The organism is Oceaniovalibus sp. ACAM 378, from assembly GCF_008085915.1.
Taxonomy (GTDB): Bacteria; Pseudomonadota; Alphaproteobacteria; order Rhodobacterales; family Rhodobacteraceae; genus Oceaniglobus.
The window spans coordinates 78,413-96,234 of sequence record NZ_VSJK01000011.1 but is presented as its reverse complement, the minus strand read 5'-3'; the positions used below and the strand labels follow the sequence as shown (position 1 = coordinate 96,234).

The following is a 17,822-nucleotide window of genomic DNA, read 5'->3' as shown; positions in this document are numbered from 1 at the left end:
GGCACATCGGTCCAAGGCACGCCAGAAAAGACCGCTGGCGTCAGTCGCAAGCTGCGGCAAAGCCGCCTTTTCACGTGGGGTGGTCACGGACGGACGGCCGGCGTCTCCATGGTCATTCCGGCGGCTCGCTGCATCAGGTAGGCTTCGAGCGCAATATAGCCGTCCGAACCGTACGGCCAAGGTTCGCTGCGAACGCCCGTGAAGCACCCGCGCAACCGACGCTGGAGAGATCCCATGGCTTGCCATTCAAGCCGGTAAATCGGATAGCCTGTCGGATGGGCCTCGGGGATCGGCGCGCCGCCCAGATGACCGCCAGCATTTTCATCGTGACACTGTGCGCAAGACAGGTTGAGCTGTCCGACCCGGGTTTCATAATAAGCTTCACCGCGCGCGCGCCATTCCGTGAGACGCGGGTCGGGATCGGGCTGGATCGGAAGACCGCGAGATTGCAGGCCAATCAGCGTGACCAACGCAAGAAGGTCGGCATTTTCGTGCGGCAATGGGTCAGCACGTTGGTGCCGGGTCCGACAAAGGTTAACGCGCCCGGAAATATCGACAGCCGTTCCTGCAACCTCATCAAAGGCGGGATAGCGGGCCGCAACGCCACGCATTTCCCCCTCCGGATCACCGTGGCATGTCTGGCATGACTGCTCAGAGAGTCCTGCCGGCTCGTTCCAAAGCCGCTCACCTGCAAGCACCGCCAACATGCCCGGATTGGCCATGTCGTCGGTTTGCATCGACTGGGTCGTGGGCCCCATGAATTCAAATCCCGAGCGCCGGTCATCAGACTGGGCTGGGCCGGCCATCAGAATCACCAGCGCAGTCGTGCAAACCTTTGTCATACAACTTCTATCTGCCTGACCTCGCGCTGCACCTCTCCGTACCAATCCGTCCACTCAAGAACGATCTCATCGCTGCGGTCCACCCGCAGATGAAAGGCCAGAAACGGATTGGCAGAAATGGCCGGATGCAGATCGACTTCCAGCACCGTCTCTCCGCCATAAAGACAGCGCACGGAAGTGATGATGTCGCGTGGCTGCAAAGTTCCATCGGCAAGCGGGCGAAACCCGGTTTCCATCGGGTGCGAGATCAGCAGCTTGATCTCTATGATCTCGCCGGGTGCTGCGGATTCGGGAATGTTCACAAGGACATCAGCCATGGTATCAGCTTTCGATGCAAGCGGGTGCAGTCACGATTACGGTCATCGCGGCAGACCAGAGGGATCCATCGCTCATCCGTGCGATGGCGGTGATCTTCTGCGTATCCCCAAGCCGGATGCGGACCTGAAACCGCGCCAGTCCAAGCGCGGGGGAGGGGCGAAAGCGCACAATATCAGGGAGCGGATTGCGCTCATTAAACACTGCGATTTCGGTGACATGATCATTGGCGGTCATCGGGCTGTCGACCTCCACCGTCATCGGCACGCTGTTTCCGTTCTCGACCAGAAGCGGGATATCAAGCGAGACCCGCCCTTCGGCAGGTGTTGCCCCCGCAGTGAAGGTGGCGATGGCCGCGCCCATCGTTTCGGGCGAGGCAAACAGCGGGCGGGTGACAAGCATGAGCGGCAGGCCAAGGCCGAGGGCAAATGTGGAACGGCGGGTCAAAGTCATTCGGGTTCCTCCGTCAGGGTTGTGAGGAATGCGACCACATCCTCGACCTGCTGTGCATCGAGAATGGTTTTACCTTCCCAAAGGGCGGCAACCCGAGTCAACCCATCGAGACTGTGATACGGCGGCATGATCGACTCAGCATTCACGGCGCGGCTATCCACCAGCCGCAAGCGCATTTCGGCAGGCGAGAGCCGTGTTCCGACGCCGGTCAGATCCGGCGCGAGATCGCCGTGAAACGGCACCTCCGGAAACGGGCCAGTGTGGCAGAGGAGGCAGAGGCCAAGTTGTCGGTCAACAACCACGGCACGCCCGCGTGTCGGATCGCCGGGCGTATCGGTCAGCGGGTCCGGTAAGCCCTGCGCCACTGCGCCACTGGCCGTCAGGACAGCCGCAGCCAATGCAACTTTTCCCCACATCTCAACCGAATGCCTCGGCGGTGATTGTTGCAAACCACGCGCGGGCATAATCTGCCTCTTGGGCGCGTATCTCCGGGGTGGCCTCCAGTGGGCTGGTACCGCCCGCGTCGTCAATGTCTGCAAGACGCCCGTCAACCGGCCGGTAGACCCCAGCGACCGTAAAGCCGTAATCCGGGGCGGCAAGGCTGAAGCAGGTGTTGATCAGGCGCGGTTCCATCGGGGAATCGCCGCGCAAAATTGCGTCGATCGCATAGGCTGCAACCTTGGCCTGAGCATTGGCAGAGAAGGCGGATTTGGGCATCGCGCCGACGAAACAGGCGTCACCGATGACATGGATGCCCGGCACGAGCGTGGATTCGAAGCTGCTTGGGGACACCGGACACCATCCGGTTTCGTCCGCGACGCCCGCCGCGACGGCAATCGCGCCCGCGCGCTGCGGCGGGATGACATTCGCCACCGCCACCTTATGGCGCGCAAAGTCGGTCACCAGCGTCATGCTTTGGGGTTCGACGGACGTGACGGTACCCGCCGAACTTTGCGGCACCCATTCGATCATGCCCGGATAAAGCGCCGCCCAAGCCTCTTCGAACAGGCTACGCTTGGAGAACTGATCTTTGGCGTCGAGGATCAGCACCTTTGAGCGTGGCTTGGCGGTGCTCAGGTAATAGGCAATCAGACTGGCCCGCTCATAGGGTCCGGGCGGGCAGCGAAACGGATTGGCGGGCACCGAGATTGCGACCGTGCCACCGTCTTCCATCGCCTCGATCTGAGCGCGCAGCAGTGCGGTCTGCGGCCCGGCCTTCCAGGCGTGTGGCATGATCTCGGCCGCCGCCGCGTCGTAACCCGCAAGCGCGTCGAAATTCATGTCGACGCCGGGAGACAACAGGAGCCTGTCGTAGCTTATTTTTGTTCCGTCGGTCAGGATCACCTGTTGTGCCTGCGCGTCGACATCTGCGGCGCGGGCATGGATCACATCAATCCCCGCCGCCGCAAGGCGATCATAGGAAAAGGTAATGTCAGCCATTTCGCCAAAACCGCCAAGCACGGTATTGCTGAAGGGGCAGGATACGAAGGCGTCGGATGCCTCGATCAGGACAACGTCATGGCCAAGCGCCTTGAGCGTCCGGGCGGCGGACGCCCCGCCATAGCCACCGCCGACGACGACAATGCGCGCGGCGGGTTGTGCACTGGCCCCAAACGGCACGGAAAGTGCCAGCGCGGTTGAGGTTGCAAGAAAGCTGCGTCGGTCTGTCGACATGAGAGTCATTCCCCCTTCAGCCATGCGGCGATTGCGACGGATTCCGGCTCTGTGAACCCCGACGCGATCCGGTCCATCAGCGTTGCGTCCCGCGTGCCGCTGCGGAATTCCTCCAGCGCGCGGACAATCTCACTGGCGCTCAGCGCGTCAAGGCTGAGCATCTGCGCGCTGTGACAGCCGCTACAGGAGGTTGCGCCCGCTGGCGGCAAACTGTCCGCCAGAGCACCGGTTCCCGCCAACGTGGCGGCCAAAGCAATAACACGCGCGCAAACGGCGAGCATTGGCATTTCCCTCCTCAAGACCCGCAGCGAATTTAAAAGCAGGCGGGCGCGTTCCTGCCCACCTGCCAACAGTCAAACGTGGGACATGCCGTTATTCGACAAAGGCAGATTGCGGATACGCTTGCCCGTCGCTGCGAAGATTGCGTTGACCACAGCGGGGGTCGCCGCAAAGATCGTCGGTTCGCCCACCCCGCCCCAGAAGCCACCGGATGGCATCACAATCGACTCCACCGCCGGCATTTCGTGCATCGTCACAACCGGATAGGTATCGAAGTTCTCCTCATTCACCTTGCCATCGGTGATGGTGATCTCTCCGTAGATCGACGCGGACAGGCCAAAGGAAAACGAGCCCTCGATCTGCGCGGCAATCTGTTGTGGGTTAACCGCGGTGCCACAGTCTGTCGCCGCGACAATGCGGTGGATCTTGAAGCGTCCGTTATCATCCACTGACACCTCGGCCGCCGCAGCCACATAGCTGCCATAGCCCATGTGCTGACAAAGACCGCGATACATCCCCTCCGGAGCAGGGGTATCCCATCCAATACCATCGGCCACCGCATTCAGCACCGCCAGATGCTTTGGGTGATCGGCCATCAGCGCGCGCCGAAACTCCAGCGGATCGCGACCGGCGGCATGTGCCAGTTCGTCGATGAAGCTTTCAAGGTAGAACGCGTTCTGGTTGTTACAGACCCCACGCCAGAAGCCTGGCATGACCGGCGGATTGCGCATCGCGTGATCGACCAGAAGATTTGGGATCGTATAGCCAAGCCGACCTTCGTCTCCATCGTGATTGAGCCCCTGGAACATGATCGGGTCCATGCCCTCACGCAGCCCTTCGGGCCGCACGCCGGCAAGGATCGACTGTCCCGAGATCCGCATGTGAAGCCCTGCAAGATTGCCCTCGGCATCAAGGCCACCGGTCATCTTGCACATCGTGATCGGATGCAGCGTCCCGTGCAGCATGTCCTCTTCACGCGACCAGATCATCTTGATCGGTGTACCCGGGATCTGCTTGGCGATCAGGACGGCCTGCGTGACGAAATCCTGCATCGTGGCCCGGCGACCAAAGCCGCCGCCAAGGTTGATCCGGTGGATGTCACAGGCTTCGATGGGTAGGTCCGCAGCGGTAGATGCCGCAGCGAGAGCTGCCTCGGCGTTCTGTGTCGCGGTCCAGACTTCACAACGCTCGGGGGTCCAGATCGCGGTGGCGTTCATCGGTTCCATCGTGGCGTGATGCTGGTAGGGCACGTGATAGGTGGCTTCGACAACCTGCGCCGCGCCTTCGATTGCCGCTTTCGCGTCGCCCTGCTGGTTGCCGACGAAGGCCTCTTCTGCCGTCAGGCCGTCCTCCAGCATCGCGTAGATGCGTGGCATGTCAAAACCTGTTCCCTCACCATCGGTCCATTCCACTGGCACCGCTTCAAGAGCGGTCTTGGCGCGCCACCAGGTATCGGCAACCACTGCAATTGCGTCATCGCCCACCTGAAGGACGTGCTTTACTCCGGGCATCGCCGAAACGGCTTCGGCGTCAAAGCTCGCCACTTTGGCGCCAAGGACCGGAGCGCGCCGGATGGCGGCGTTCAGCATACCCTCCATCACATGATCGATTGAATAGACTTGGCTGCCGTCGACCTTCCCGACTGTATCAAGCCGCTTCACCGGCTGGCCGATCAGCTTCCACTCCGAAGGATCTTTCAGCGCAACCTCTGAGGGCGGATCGAGCTTGCCCGCATCTTCGGCCACCTCGCCAAAGCTGATGGTTTGGCCGTCAGGTCCGGTGATCACGCTATTGGCGACGGTGCACTTCGTGGCGTCCACGTCCCAGCGGTTTGCCGCCGCCTGAACCAGCATCATCCGCGCCGCTGCACCACCTTCGCGCATATATTGCTGTGAGGCCCGAATGCCGCGGCTGCCGGCGGTGCCAAAGTCGCCCCAAACCCGTTCGCGGGCGACGTTTTCGCCCGGGGTTGGATATTCGGTGGTCACCTTGTCCCAGTCACAATCGAGTTCTTCCGCCACGATCTGCGCCAGTCCGGTCAGTGTGCCCTGACCCATTTCTTGACGGCCAATCCGGATTACCACGGTGTCGTCAGGCCGGATCACAACCCAGGCGTTCACCTCTGGCAGTTGTCCGGCCGCTTGCGCAGCCGCCTGTCCCGCGAAAGGCAGGGTAAAACCAAGGCTCAGGCCCCCGGCAGCGGAGGCCACAAGAAATGAGCGTCTCGAAAGTTTTGTCTGTATCGTCATTGCCTCATCCTCCCTCAGCTCAGCTCGGCTGCGCGTTTGATACCTGCCTTGATACGGTTGTACGTCCCGCAGCGGCAAATGTTGGTCATCGCGGCGATAATGTCGTCATCCGTGGGGTCCGGCGTTTCCGCCAGAAGTGCTGCGGCGGCCATGATCTGACCGGATTGGCAATAGCCGCACTGTGGCACGTCAAGCTCGACCCAGGCCTGCTGGATTGGATGCGAGCGATCAGGGGACAGGCCCTCGATCGTCACGATCTCTTGCGTTTCGTCGAGATCCTGCAACTGGACCGAGCAGGAGCGGACCGGCATCCCGTCAAGGTGAACGGTGCATGCGCCGCAAGCGGCGATACCGCAGCCGAATTTTGTCCCGGTCATGCCGAGCTGTTCGCGAAGCACCCAGAGCAAGGGCGTATCCGGCTCGGCATCGACATCCCGAACACTGCCATTCACCATCAACTTCATTTGAATATCTCCTCCCGATCGGGTCTCATCAAAGCTTCATCCCAAAGGTGACGCTAGGACACTCCCCGATACCTGTCCACTTCTTTGCAACCGCACCTGACGATTCATCAGCTTGGTTGTTGGTGAACGTCTCGACCCGCTGTCGCTTGCGTTTAAGCCGTGGGTCGTCAACAGGGCTCGCAGCGCGGGCGCTGTAGAAAGGCGGGGTGATGCTGAGGGATAGATGGGATTGCTGAACAGTTTGACCTATCTGCAAACCGCCCGGATCGACTGGTGATGAGTTTGGAATGTCGTCGATATCGCGCAAGTCCGGAACCCGGGTGACTTGGTTGCATCTGGTTGGCGCAGGGGTCAGGCCGAAATCTCGGCCTGACCGATTGTTCGTGGTTCAGCCGCGCCCGGCGAGCATCGGCAGAGTCATTGCGCGGGCGTAATCCTGGGCGCTTGCAAGGTAGGTGTCATAGCTTTCGCGCACACGTGCCACATCTTCGTTGGCCGCCGTCAGTTCGTCTTGCACTTCCAGCCAGGCCGTCCGCATCGCAGCAACGATATCGTCGTTGAATGCGCGGAAATCGACGCCATCGGCGCGCAATGCGGTCATTGCCTGCGCGTTATGATAATCGAAATTCGCATGGTTCTCCAGCGCGGCGGCATAGGCTGCGTTCTCGCAGATGCTTTGCAGGTCTGGAGTCAGTTCGGCCCAGGCATCCTTGTTGAAGACAATGGCCAGCCCGGCGCCGGGTTCGGTGAGGGCAGGCAGGTAGCACAGCTTGGTGATCTTTTGCAGCCCGAACGCCTGATCCAGCATCGGACCGACCCATTCGGCGGCATCGATGGCGCCCGATTGCAACGCCTGAAAGATTTCCGGCGGAGGCATCAGAACCGCGTTCACGCCGAGTTTGCGGAACACTTCACCGCCGAGACCTGCGATGCGCATGTTGAGACCTTTGAGGTCCTCGACGCTGTTAATCTCGTTCTTGAACCAGCCACCCGACTGTGTCCCCGAGTTGCCCGAATAGAACGGCACAAGACCGCGCTGAGCATAGATGTCGTCCCAGATTTCCTGCCCGCCGCCGAATTTCAGCCATGCGACCTGTTCGCCCGCTGTCATGCCGAAGGGCACAGCGGTGAACCAATGCAGCGCCGGGTTCTTGCCTGCGGCGTAATAGGTTGGCCCGTGGCCCACAGGTGCATTGCCCTGCTGCACGGCATCCTCGACGGCGAAGGGCGGCACCAGTTCACCGGCCCCGAACACCTTGAAGCTGAGACGTCCATCGGACATTGCGGCGACTTTTGCGGCGAAGTTCACCACGTTCGAGCCGACGCCCGGCGCATTCTTTGGAAAGGCGGTCGGCAGGTTCCACTCGATTTTGCCTTGCGCGATGGCGGGGCTGGCAAGCGCGCCAGCGGCAGCAGTGACGCCCACGCCCGAGGCGAGGAAAGTTCTGCGTTTCATGATCGGTATCCTTCTCCCAGTTGATAAAGTCGAAAAACCCTAGCCGCCGAATACCAGCTTTGGCAGCCATGTGGCGAGCGCCGGAAAGGCGATCAGCAAACCCAGCCCAACCAGTTGCAGCGCCACAAACGGGGCGGCCCCCATATAGATGTCGGCCGTGGTGATGTCGCGCGGCGCGGTCGAGCGAAAATAAAACAGGGCAAAGCCGAATGGCGGCGTGAGAAAGCTGGTCTGCAGGTTCATCGCCAGCAAGACGCCGAACCACACCGGCGAGATGTCACCGCCGAGCACCGGCGGGCCAAGCAGCGGCACGACGATATAGATGATTTCGACCGCCTCGAGAATAAACCCGAGCAGGAACACCACCACCATGACCAGCGTCAGCGCCCCCCATGTGCCGCCGGGCACGGCCGCCATCGCCTCGATCACCAGTTCTTCGCCGCCAAAGCCGCGAAACACCAAGGCCAACATCGAAGCCGCGACCACGATGCCGAACACCATACCCGAGATACGCAGCGTATCGCCCACCGCACCCTGCAACACGCCGCTGGCCCAGAGCCGCATCGCCGCAACGATCACGCCAAGCACCAGCAGCACCGCGAGCACTGCCGCCAGTACGCCAAGGCTCGCGACCTCGGTGCGCGCATCGCTGGCCAGTCGCAGCGCCATCAACGCGAAGGCGGCGGTGACCGAGGTCAACACAAGGATGCGTCCAAAGCCCGATCCGCCCGAGCGATAACCCGCCAGCATCAGCGCGCCGACTGCGCCCAGACCCGCCGCCTCGGTGGTGGTGGCGATTCCGGCGAGGATCGAACCGAGTACCGACAGGATCAGCAGCAGAGGTGGCGCAAAACTTGACAGGATTTCTTCGACCTGAACCGGCTTGGCGGCGCGCGGCGCAACGGCCCCACGCGCCGACGGACGCAGACGCACGAAAATATAGATCCCATATAGGCCGACCAGCACCAGCCCCGGCAACAAAGCCCCGGCAAAGAGATCCCCCACCGAAACCGGATCGGGGGCAAAGTTGCCGGCCTTCTGTTGGGCCTCCAGATAAGTGTTGCCGATCTGATCGCCAAGCAGCACCAGCAGGATCGAGGGCGGAATGATCTGCCCCAGTGTGCCGCTTGCACAGATGATCCCGGCCGACAGCCGATTTGGAATTCCTGCCTCGCGCATCGTCGGCAGCGCGATCAGCACCAGCATCACCACCGTCGCACCGACGATCCCGGTCGAGGCGGCGATGATAGCGGAAAACGCCAGCACCGACAGCGCCATACCGCGCGGCGTCCCGCCCAGCATCCGCCCCAAAACCTCAAGCATGCTTTCTGCCAGACGCGATTTCTCGAGCAGCACACCCATCAGAACGAACAGCGGCACCGCCATGAGCAGGGGGTTCGACATGACGCCATAAACCCGCGCCGGAAAAAAGTTCAGGAAACCAATGTCGAACACGCCCGTAAGGCTGCCAATGACCGCCATCACCAAAGGCACGCCCGCAATCGCCAGCATCGCCGGAATACCGCTGAGGATTCCGGCAAAAAGCGCCAGGATCATGGCGGCAAGATAGGCCTCATGTGCGATCATTCTGCGGTCAACGTCGGATCAAGCAGAACGGCGATCCCCTGCAGGATCATCAGCACACCTGCAACGGGCAGCACGGTCTTGATGAGGAATACGCCACCTAACCCGCCGGTCTCGATCGCGCCCTCAAGGATCTTCCAGCTATAGGCCAGATCGGGCAGCCAGGCCCAGACCATCAAGCCAAACACCGGGATCAGGAACATCACCAGCGCCGCCAGATCCGCAGCACGACCATATCCCGCAGGCATACGTTCGGAAAAAACTTCGACCCGGACATGGCCGCCACGCCGCAGGCAATAGGGCAGCGACAGAATCATCAGCACTGCAAAGGCATAGCCGGCAAGGTTCTGCAACCGGATGAAGCCCGTATCAAAACCAAACCGCAGAATCACAATGGCCAGAACGGCACCGGTCAAAACTGCGCAGGCGGTGGCGCAAAGCCCGGTGGTGATCCGGTCAAGCCAACGACAGACCGATAAAAAGCCGCTCCGCACCTGTTCCCCCATCAGTCTTTGTGTCGCCCTTGACGTGTTTGGGGGTCAGATTGCCACAAGACATAAACCCGAATGCGGTCCGGTCCGTGTGCAATTCCAGTGGCCCGGTCAATGCCCTTACTTCAACGCGTTCTAACAAATGGACAAACCAAAGGCCATCCCCGCCGCAACCGCTGAACCAATATGTGCTGATGGAACCCAATACATCACCGGCTCCGGGTCGGGTCTTCATTGTGCTCTGGCCACACCGTCCAGTCTTCTTCGATCAAACCACCCGGAGAATAGATTTTGATGACCCTCGGGGCTTTGCCAAAGTTCAAACCGCTTGCAATGTTCGCGCGGCGGCGCAAACCCTGTATGATCGGATTTGTTTTCATCAGGCCCGTTTAAGGTAACCACCTTGTCGGCAGCAGCTTTCGATCGCCCAATCGAAACGATGAACCTGAAATCCTACCCTATTCAAACCCTCACATCTGTCCATGGGTCCCAACGACAGACACGCGTCGAATTTATGTATTCAACCGGCGCGGCGTGAGTGCATTTCGCGTTGTGCGGTCATTTGGTCAATATCAATTTATTGGCCCGCGTGATGCGCAGTGTGTAGGTCTGATCGTCCAACAAGATTTGCGCCAACTCGCCGCCTTCGGTCAACTCCTTGGCCGAATAGATTGGAAGGTTGCTGGACTGGACGCGTTTTGGCGGCGGCGTGTGAAAGCTCATCAATGCCGCTCCCGGTGCCGTTGGAAGTGATCGAAAATCCACTCAACCGACATTCCGTCGATGGCTGCCGCATGGCCAAGCATTTCACGAAGTTCAATGGAGATCGCGCGTCTGTCAGCGCGATCATCAGGGGTCAATTTTTGTTCCGCGGCAGGAAGAGTCATCTGGAAGTCCTCACATCTTGAATATGTCGGGCTTCCCCTGCTTCAGATTCGGGGTGGCTTGACGTTTTGCAATCCTGAGTAAAATAGTGCGATAAGTCAACCCGGCTAAATTACTCAGACTAATTGCGATCTAATCTCCGGTCTGTAAACGGCGGTAGCTGACAGGAAAGCACGTTTACCGACCTTTGATCTTGATCGAATAACTCCGCCGCGCCCCAGTCGGGGGGGGTGGAAACGGTTGTGCCATGCGCACCACAGCCAAAGCAGCTTGATCCAGCGCTACAAACCCTGACGACCCGGCCACACCGGCTGAGGCCAAGCTTCCATTGGCTGCGATCGTAAATGTGATCACGGCTTCACCTCTTGCCGAGGTCCGCGGGCGCGGCACGCGTGATATGCGCCGCATGACCTGCCCAGGATAGTTTGATGCGGCAGCGTTGCCTTGTGCCTTTTGCGTTCTTTCCTTGCTGGCCTGACGCGGTTGGGATGCCTTTGCGGCGTTGCCACTTTGCGTCCCTGCCCTGGCATTCCGATCTGCATTTCCTCTGGGCTTGGCAGGATGTGGCGCTGGTGTAACCTTGGGAGGATCCGGGCGTTCGACGCGTTTTTGCGGTCTGACAGACATCGGCGGAGCGAGCGTTTCAGGTAAGGCTGAAACGGCGGTCTCCGGGCGGACAGGTTGAGCTTCCGTTCGCGCGGTGGGGAGGGACTGCTGTGGAACCGCATCCACCGCCAAAGGCTTGGTCGCCGTCTTGACGCTTGATGCTCCGGTTGTTGCCGTGGCCTTTGGTGTTGCCACAGCAGATTGTGCAGGTGGTTGGGCTGAAACCGCTTCGACAGCAACCGGGCGGCGGGCAGTCTGCGCCACAGGTGCGCTGACTTCTGTCACCGGCTTTACAGGTTGTTGGACGCCTTGTGCCATGTCCGCAAAGCTTGACCCAAGCGAAGACTCCGCAACAGGCGAGCCGCCTTCCATCTCGACCGACGGCTCTGTCCAAATCATCGTCATGGCAGCCAGATGCACGGCGGAGGAAGCCACCAGAATAGCCGCAAAAATCGAAGGGGAACGGACGATCATCGAATTGCCCTTTCGGTTGCGATCATGATCCGCTCCGCGCCTGCCGCCCGTAACTCTGCAGAGATGCGCAATAATTTTGCGGCGGGAAGGTCACGATCCGGCAGCAACCGCACAACATCGCGCAGCCGGTTGTCAGGGCGATCTAGGAACGCCGCGGCAGATGTCAAAACGATGCCACGGTGACGCAATTGGCCAGTTTTATCGATCACCAAGGCATCGGGCGGCTCCCGCCCTTCCAACGTCTGCGTCTCGACCAGTGTGATGTCACGGTCCATAGAGGGTGACAGCTTACCTGCGACCATGAAGAAGATCAGCATCAGGAACACGATGTTGATCAGCGCGATGGTCGGTTCCTTGGGGCGGCGCTTTGGGGCACGTCTCATTTTAGTGCCAGAACACGCAGGGTGAGATTTGGCTGTGCGCGCAGGATCACCAAGACATCTGTCAGGCGCTGTGACGTGACATCACCCGAGAGGCTGAGGAGCAACCTGGAGTCATCCTGTCCCCGTATTTCAGTCAGGTTGGCAGAAAGCGCTTCAATTTCCACTGGGGCCGCGTTCAAGCGAAGCGCGTCCGGCGTGACCTGTAGAAACAGCGTTTGATCGGTGCTGCCAGTCCCTTGTGTGCCAACGCCCGCCAACTCGACTTCGGCGAATTTCGAGAACGTCGAAGACAGCATGAAAAAGAGCAGCAGCAAAAAAATGACATCGATCAGAGACGTCATTGAAAGCGCCCGACGGCGGAATTCAGGTCTAAGCGCCATGTGCGACGGGCTTGCTGTGGGCCTGAACATACAGGGGCAAAGATCCAGAGGGGCTCTGCCCTGTCGGTGTCAGGATCGCCGCCAATCCGCGCTCTGCCAGTATCCGTTCAGATGCCATCCGGCCTTCCAGCCACGAAAGGACGACTGACGTCGGCATAGCGACTGCGAGGCCCACGGCAGTTGTCAAAAGGGCAACCCAGATACCACCCGCGAGCAACGACGGATCAACCTGACTTCCGGCGGCCTGAAGCGACTGAAAGGCTTCGATCATGCCCAGCACGGTGCCGAAAAGGCCCAGCAGCGGCGCCAGTTGCGCGACAGAATCCAGCAATCGAAAGCCGCGCTCCAAAAGGGCAAACTGCGCCTCGGCTTCGGCCTCGACCCGCGCGCGGATATCGGGGGTGTTGTGATGTTCCATGGCCATACGGAAGGTCGGTGCAAGATAGCTTGTGCTGTTTTCCAACAGGTTGGCCGCTTGGCTGCGGTCGGCATGGTCCCAAGCCGTCACAGACCCTTGCAAGGCCTTGTGACGTCCAACGCCCGCTTGCTGATACTGCCATATCTTATAGAAAACCACGCCCGTGGTCAGGATCGAGACTGCAATCAGCACCGCCACCACAGGTCCGCCAAGATCAAACACCTTGGCAAAGGTCTGTTGAAGGGTATGCAGCACGTTCATCCGATCAGCTCCGTGCCGGTGCGCGAACTGACGTCCAGCGCGCTGCACAGGTTGCTATCCGCGCTTGCCACCTTGCAGGTGCCGGCGCCGTTTATCAGAACCTGACCCAGATCATCACAGGCCAGCCCGTCCACTTGAAACTGTCGCACCCTTGGTCGGCCCACCGGCAGGCTACCAAAGTCAAACAACGTCAACCGATCCACTTGGCCTGCCGTGTTTAACAACACCGTTTCGAACACCGCGCTTTCGATGTCTTGTGGGTGGCTGTTGCTCACCATGAAAGTCAGCAAACAGCCTGCATCCGAGGGCGCTTGTGCGTTGAGCTCGATCGAAAGACCTGGCGACGGTTCATCCGCCAGCGCCGGTGAGCAGAGCACTAAGAAGACCGCGATGAAATGTTTTGATTTGCGCATGGTGAACCTCAAAACACGCGGGACAAGGAAAGTTTGATATTGCGGCCCGGTGCCGGACGAGTGGAAAGATGCGGGGTGTAATCGCGGTCAAACGCATTCTCGACGCCAATGCGGATCTGAGTATCTTTCAGAACCCCGTCTTGCGGAATATAGGTGGCGCGCAGGTTGTGGATGCCAAAGCCCGACGCAGCCGCTGTGCCGGTATCAATCGACTTGTTCGCCACGACTTCCCAGCTGAGATCCAGTTCGTCACCGAACTTTTTGCCCAACGTGACCCTCACGCTGTCGGCAGGGGAACTACGCCAGTCGGTCGCGGGCATACCGGGGCCGAATTCTGTTCCCTTCACCAGATTGGCGTTGAGGTCCATGTAAAGCCCGATTTCCATTGCGTAAGAAAGTTCCAGCTCAAGACCTTCGGTTTCGATCTTGTCCAACGTCGGGGCAGGGGGGCGCACGCCGGGCACGAGATAGCTGGTCACATCGTTCAGGGTGGTTTGATAAATTACGCCTTTGATCGCGAAGGTATCACCGCTTTGGAACAGATCCGTCCGGTCATACGACGCGCCAATCTCGAAGGTGCGCGACTTTTCCGACTGGTTGATGGCGGACGCGGTTGACAGATCGTCGATGATCGGCAGGCCTTCGGTGTAGGCTGCATTGCCAAACAAAGCCAAACCACTGCCAAAGGCATAGCGGACGGACACTCCGCCCATCAGAGCGTCATTTTTATGAATGCCATCGTTAGGGGCCGTAGAGCCGGTGATCTTTGAGGTTTCGTAACGCAATGCCGGCGTGACAGTCCACGCATCGCCAATGCGCATATCATCCACTGCAAAAATAGCCACACGCCTGTCGACACCCCCTGCCGCAGTACTCGCATCGAGCCGTTCGCGGCGAATGAACTCAAGCCCTGTGCGCAGATCGTGACGGACCGCACCGGTGTCGAAAAGGCTGGTATTCTTGAACGCCAGCTTTGTTGTCTGATAGCGGTGATCGGCACCAACCAGGCCTATGATACCGGCCCCGGCAGGCGTACCTTCGAACGGCGAACTGCCTGGCACGTAACGTTGGTCAATCTGCTGATCAGCATGGGACAGGATCACATCGAGATCGATCAAGTCATTGCTGATCGGATTGAAATTGTACTTTAACACCGCAGTAGTCGAATCCGTGTCGCGGTCCACCGTGCCGAATGAATCCGAAGTGGTGGTAAAGCTGTCGAAGGGCACATCGCGGTCACTGGCTGTGGTTTTGGCAAAGCTGAGCGTCAATGATTGGTCGCGGTTTTGACCAAAGGTATATTTTGCTTTGATCAAACCGGATGGCAGGGTAAAGGCGCTGTTGCCAATCGTACCGCCGCTACCGTCTTTCTGGTTGTCCTGATCGCGCCACGTGTAATTCAACAGAATTTCCATGTCCTGCGTCGGCTGCCACCCCAGCACACTGGAGGATGCAACCCCGTTGCCATTGCTGCTGAATTCCAATGTCTGGCCAAGAGCAAAACCGATTTCACCCCCTGTCAGATCGGACGCATCTTTGGTCTCAAGCTTTACCACACCGCCGACAATACCCGAGCCGTATTCAAAACTTCCAACGGTGCCGCGGATCACACTGACGGATTTATAAAGGAACGGATCGGTAAAAAGCTGTGTCCCAATGCGGTACAACTTTTCTGCGCCGACGCTGGCTCCGTCCACCTGCACTGCCACTTTGCTATCTGTGCCAAAGGTACTGTTGGCCCCGAACCCACGGATGTTGATCCCTGAACCTTGGGGGGTGGAGCCGTTGACCAGACTGACGCCGGGAACGGAGTCAATCAGTTCTGCCACTGTGCCGGCCTGACGGTCGTCGATTTCGTCCTGATCGACATACGTAACCGGAACGGCGGTATCTGTCTGCACTTGGCGCTTGCTCTCACCAAGAACCAATGTTCCGAGAAAGCCGCCCTCTGTCTCCTGAGCCGCAAGAGCGCCGACATTGAACGTAAATATGATCAAGCTGGTGGTGCCGAACAAAAGGGCGCGTGTTCCGGCAGGTGTGGTATTCATGAGAATCCTCGCAAGCATGTCAGAAGGCCGGTTGCTTGCGATTGGCTGGCGAAGGCGATGGGTGTTTTTTGCGCCAATGTGTTTGACGTTCTTGCGACTTTTAAAAAGACCGACTAAAAGTGTCAACTATAAAGGTTGAGTGTTTGACTGAACCTTTGCCAGCCGGTGTCGCCGTGCACCTCGCCAGCCAAAATCACACATCAATGACAAGGCAAGAGGTGCTGCATGACCGATACCGATTCCCCGACCCCAAATGAAATTCGCGCGTTCCGTGCGCAACATGCCAGCATGAGAGAGCGCGATCTGGCCGACAAACTGAACATCAGCGAAGCACAGTTGATCGCTGCCTATTGCGGCGAAGGCGTCGTTCGCGTGGATTCACACCCCGACAAGATCATCGGGGCGGCCCAGACATTGGGCGAGGTGATGGCCCTGACGCGCAACCCCTCCTGTGTGAACGAAAAGGTCGGCGTCTATGACAACTACAGATCCGGCGCGCATGCGTCGATGGTCCTGACCGAAGACATCGACCTGCGCATTTTTCCAAGCCGCTGGCAGTACGCCTATATGGTCGAAAAGGAAACCGACGCCGGCACGCGGCGCAGCCTGCAGGTGTTTGATGCCGCCGGGGATGCCGTCCACAAGATTTTCCTGCGTGATGGCTCTGACGTGGCCGCGTTTGACCGGGCAAAGGCAGAGCTGTGTCTCGAAGATCAGTCCCAGTCGATCATCGTCGGCGCACGAGAGCCTGACGAGACGCCAAAGGCGGACCTCGGCAAACTGGATATCCTGCACAAAGAGTGGGCGCGCATGACGGACACCCATCAGTTCATGCGCCTCACCTCCAAGCTCAAGATGAACCGCCTTGGGGCTTACCGCATTGCGGGCGAACCTTTTGCACGGGCTCTGGCCCCCGCATCAGTCGATGCGATGCTGCAACAGGTGGCCGCCAACGCGTTGGAGATCATGGTGTTTACCGGTAATCGCGGCTGTATCCAGATTCATTCCGGCCCGATCGAGACACTGAAATCTATGGGGCCATGGCAGAACGTGCTTGATCCACGGTTCAACCTGCACCTGCGTCTTGATCACATCGCTGAAGTCTGGGCCGTCGACAAGCCAACCCAGCGTGGCCCGGCGGTGTCTGTCGAAGCCTTCAACGCCGATGGTGGGTTGATCTTTCAGGTGTTCGGCGTGGGCAAGGAAGGTCGCGATTGCCGCCCGGCATGGGGCAAACTGGTGGCGAATCTCGAAGGCCTTGACGCAAAGGTGCCGGCATGATCCGGCGTCGTTTCGCCTCCGGGTTTTGCATCGCGACGCTCGCCGCCCTTGTGGCGGCAGGGTTGCCCGCGACGGCACAGGAAAAGCCCGGTGGCATTGTTTCCATCGGCGGGTCAATTACCGAGATTATTTTTGCGCTTGGTGCTGAAAACCGTCTTGTCGCCCGCGACACCACGTCCAGCTATCCACCCGAGGCGGCGGATTTGCCCGACGTCGGCTATATGCGTGCGCTCTCGCCCGAAGGCGTGCTGGCCACCGACCCCGCTATGATCATCGCAGAAAATGGTGCCGGGCCGATCGAGACCATCAACGTGCTGGAAGGGGCCAGCATTCCTTTCATTATCGTCCCGGATAGCTATTCCGCAGAAGGCATCAGCGCCAAGATCATTGCGGTCGGTAAAGCCATTGACGAAGAGGAAAAAGCGCAAATCCTGGCCGACGATCTGCGCAAACGTCTGGCAGAGGTCACACGCGCGTCTGGTGAACGCGCAGAGGGGGACAAAAAACGTGTGCTGTTTGTCCTCAGCACCCAAGGTGGCCGCATCATGGCATCGGGCAACGGCACGGCCGCTGCGGGAATGATCGAACTGGCGGGCGCGCTGAATGCGGTGACAGGTTTTGACGGCTACAAGCCAATGACCGACGAAGCGGTAATTGCCGCAGCTCCCGACGCGATCCTGATAATGGAGCGCAGGGTTGATCATGACAGCACGGCCGACGCTCTGCTGCAAATGCCCGCCATCGCGACAACGCCCGCTGCGAAAAGCCGTGCGGTGATCCGCATGGACGGCTTGTACCTGCTGGGGTTCGGGCCGCGTACTGCCGATGCGGCGACTGACCTGAACCACGCGCTCTACGGCGGCTGA

Annotated in this window: 21 protein-coding genes; 2 read left to right on the top strand and 19 right to left on the bottom strand. The window is 59.7% G+C overall.

The features are described 5' to 3' along the window. Positions 1-83: 83 nt before the first annotated feature. The 19 genes from soxA to FQ320_RS15765 all read right to left on the bottom strand — a co-directional run bounded on the left by soxA (position 84) and on the right by FQ320_RS15765 (position 15,675). Positions 84-842 (bottom strand): sulfur oxidation c-type cytochrome SoxA, encoded by a 759-nt coding sequence (soxA, locus tag FQ320_RS15855; RefSeq protein WP_148473958.1) that lies wholly within the window; start codon positions 840-842, stop codon positions 84-86. Then, positions 839-1,159, bottom strand: a complete 321-nt coding sequence (gene soxZ / locus FQ320_RS15850; protein ID WP_148473956.1) for a thiosulfate oxidation carrier complex protein SoxZ — start codon at positions 1,157-1,159, stop codon at positions 839-841. The genes soxA and soxZ overlap by 4 nt, the downstream gene beginning before the upstream one ends. A 4-nt stretch (positions 1,160-1,163) precedes the next feature. After that, a complete protein-coding gene (locus tag FQ320_RS15845; protein ID WP_148473954.1) occupies positions 1,164-1,610 on the bottom strand; it encodes a thiosulfate oxidation carrier protein SoxY in 447 nt (148 codons plus the stop codon). Continuing rightward, on the bottom strand, positions 1,607-2,008 hold the full coding sequence (soxX, locus tag FQ320_RS15840; protein WP_255509541.1) for a sulfur oxidation c-type cytochrome SoxX: 402 nt from the start codon (positions 2,006-2,008) through the stop codon (positions 1,607-1,609). The genes FQ320_RS15845 and soxX overlap by 4 nt, the downstream gene beginning before the upstream one ends. Positions 2,009-2,027: 19 nt before the next feature. Then, complete coding sequence (locus FQ320_RS15835; RefSeq protein ID WP_222861617.1) at positions 2,028-3,284, bottom strand: NAD(P)/FAD-dependent oxidoreductase; 1,257 nt, start codon at positions 3,282-3,284, stop codon at positions 2,028-2,030. A 5-nt stretch (positions 3,285-3,289) separates the two neighbouring features. Further along, on the bottom strand, positions 3,290-3,565 hold the full coding sequence (locus tag FQ320_RS15830) for a cytochrome C (RefSeq protein ID WP_148473948.1): 276 nt from the start codon (positions 3,563-3,565) through the stop codon (positions 3,290-3,292). 72 nt (positions 3,566-3,637) lie between these two features. Beyond that, entirely contained in the window at positions 3,638-5,812 is a 2,175-nt protein-coding gene (locus FQ320_RS15825; RefSeq protein ID WP_148473946.1) for a xanthine dehydrogenase family protein molybdopterin-binding subunit, read from the bottom strand. Positions 5,813-5,826: 14 nt separating this feature from the next. Beyond that, positions 5,827-6,276, bottom strand: a complete 450-nt coding sequence (locus FQ320_RS15820; RefSeq protein WP_148473944.1) for a (2Fe-2S)-binding protein — start codon at positions 6,274-6,276, stop codon at positions 5,827-5,829. A 28-nt stretch (positions 6,277-6,304) separates the two neighbouring features. Beyond that, entirely contained in the window at positions 6,305-6,583 is a 279-nt protein-coding gene (locus FQ320_RS15815) for a hypothetical protein (protein ID WP_148473942.1), read from the bottom strand. 81 nt (positions 6,584-6,664) lie between these two features. Beyond that, the gene (locus FQ320_RS15810) at positions 6,665-7,732 is read right to left on the bottom strand and encodes a TRAP transporter substrate-binding protein (protein WP_148473940.1); all 1,068 of its coding nucleotides are present in this window, start codon (positions 7,730-7,732) and stop codon (positions 6,665-6,667) included. Between the two features lie 39 nt (positions 7,733-7,771). Further along, positions 7,772-9,319, bottom strand: a complete 1,548-nt coding sequence (locus FQ320_RS15805; RefSeq protein WP_148473938.1) for a TRAP transporter large permease subunit — start codon at positions 9,317-9,319, stop codon at positions 7,772-7,774. Continuing rightward, entirely contained in the window at positions 9,316-9,810 is a 495-nt protein-coding gene (locus FQ320_RS15800; RefSeq protein WP_255509540.1) for a TRAP transporter small permease subunit, read from the bottom strand. Before FQ320_RS15800 ends, FQ320_RS15805 begins: the two co-directional genes overlap by 4 nt. Before the next feature lie 555 nt (positions 9,811-10,365). Next, positions 10,366-10,530 carry a hemin uptake protein HemP gene (locus FQ320_RS15795; protein ID WP_148473934.1) on the bottom strand — a complete coding sequence of 55 codons (165 nt, stop codon included), beginning with the start codon at positions 10,528-10,530 and terminating at the stop codon, positions 10,366-10,368. 339 nt (positions 10,531-10,869) lie between these two features. Further along, entirely contained in the window at positions 10,870-11,319 is a 450-nt protein-coding gene (locus FQ320_RS26860) for a cell envelope integrity protein TolA (RefSeq protein ID WP_370513078.1), read from the bottom strand. Between the two features lie 449 nt (positions 11,320-11,768). Further along, positions 11,769-12,155, bottom strand: a complete 387-nt coding sequence (locus tag FQ320_RS15785) for a biopolymer transporter ExbD (RefSeq protein ID WP_148473930.1) — start codon at positions 12,153-12,155, stop codon at positions 11,769-11,771. Further along, positions 12,152-12,496, bottom strand: coding sequence for a biopolymer transporter ExbD (locus tag FQ320_RS15780; protein WP_255509539.1), 345 nt, complete (start codon positions 12,494-12,496; stop codon positions 12,152-12,154). Before FQ320_RS15780 ends, FQ320_RS15785 begins: the two co-directional genes overlap by 4 nt. 28 nt (positions 12,497-12,524) lie before the next feature. Next, a complete protein-coding gene (locus FQ320_RS15775) occupies positions 12,525-13,214 on the bottom strand; it encodes a MotA/TolQ/ExbB proton channel family protein (protein WP_148473928.1) in 690 nt (229 codons plus the stop codon). Continuing rightward, the gene (locus tag FQ320_RS15770; protein WP_148473927.1) at positions 13,211-13,627 is read right to left on the bottom strand and encodes a hypothetical protein; all 417 of its coding nucleotides are present in this window, start codon (positions 13,625-13,627) and stop codon (positions 13,211-13,213) included. The genes FQ320_RS15775 and FQ320_RS15770 overlap by 4 nt, the downstream gene beginning before the upstream one ends. An 8-nt stretch (positions 13,628-13,635) precedes the next feature. After that, positions 13,636-15,675, bottom strand: coding sequence for a TonB-dependent receptor domain-containing protein (locus FQ320_RS15765; RefSeq protein ID WP_148473925.1), 2,040 nt, complete (start codon positions 15,673-15,675; stop codon positions 13,636-13,638). Between the two features lie 225 nt (positions 15,676-15,900). Here FQ320_RS15765 and FQ320_RS15760 point away from each other — a divergent pair, with 225 nt between their 5' ends. Beyond that, positions 15,901-16,956: a hemin-degrading factor gene (locus FQ320_RS15760; protein ID WP_148473923.1), complete on the top strand. Its 1,056-nt coding sequence runs from the start codon at positions 15,901-15,903 to the stop codon at positions 16,954-16,956. Further along, the gene (locus FQ320_RS15755) at positions 16,953-17,822 is read left to right on the top strand and encodes a hemin ABC transporter substrate-binding protein (RefSeq protein WP_148473921.1); all 870 of its coding nucleotides are present in this window, start codon (positions 16,953-16,955) and stop codon (positions 17,820-17,822) included. Before FQ320_RS15760 ends, FQ320_RS15755 begins: the two co-directional genes overlap by 4 nt.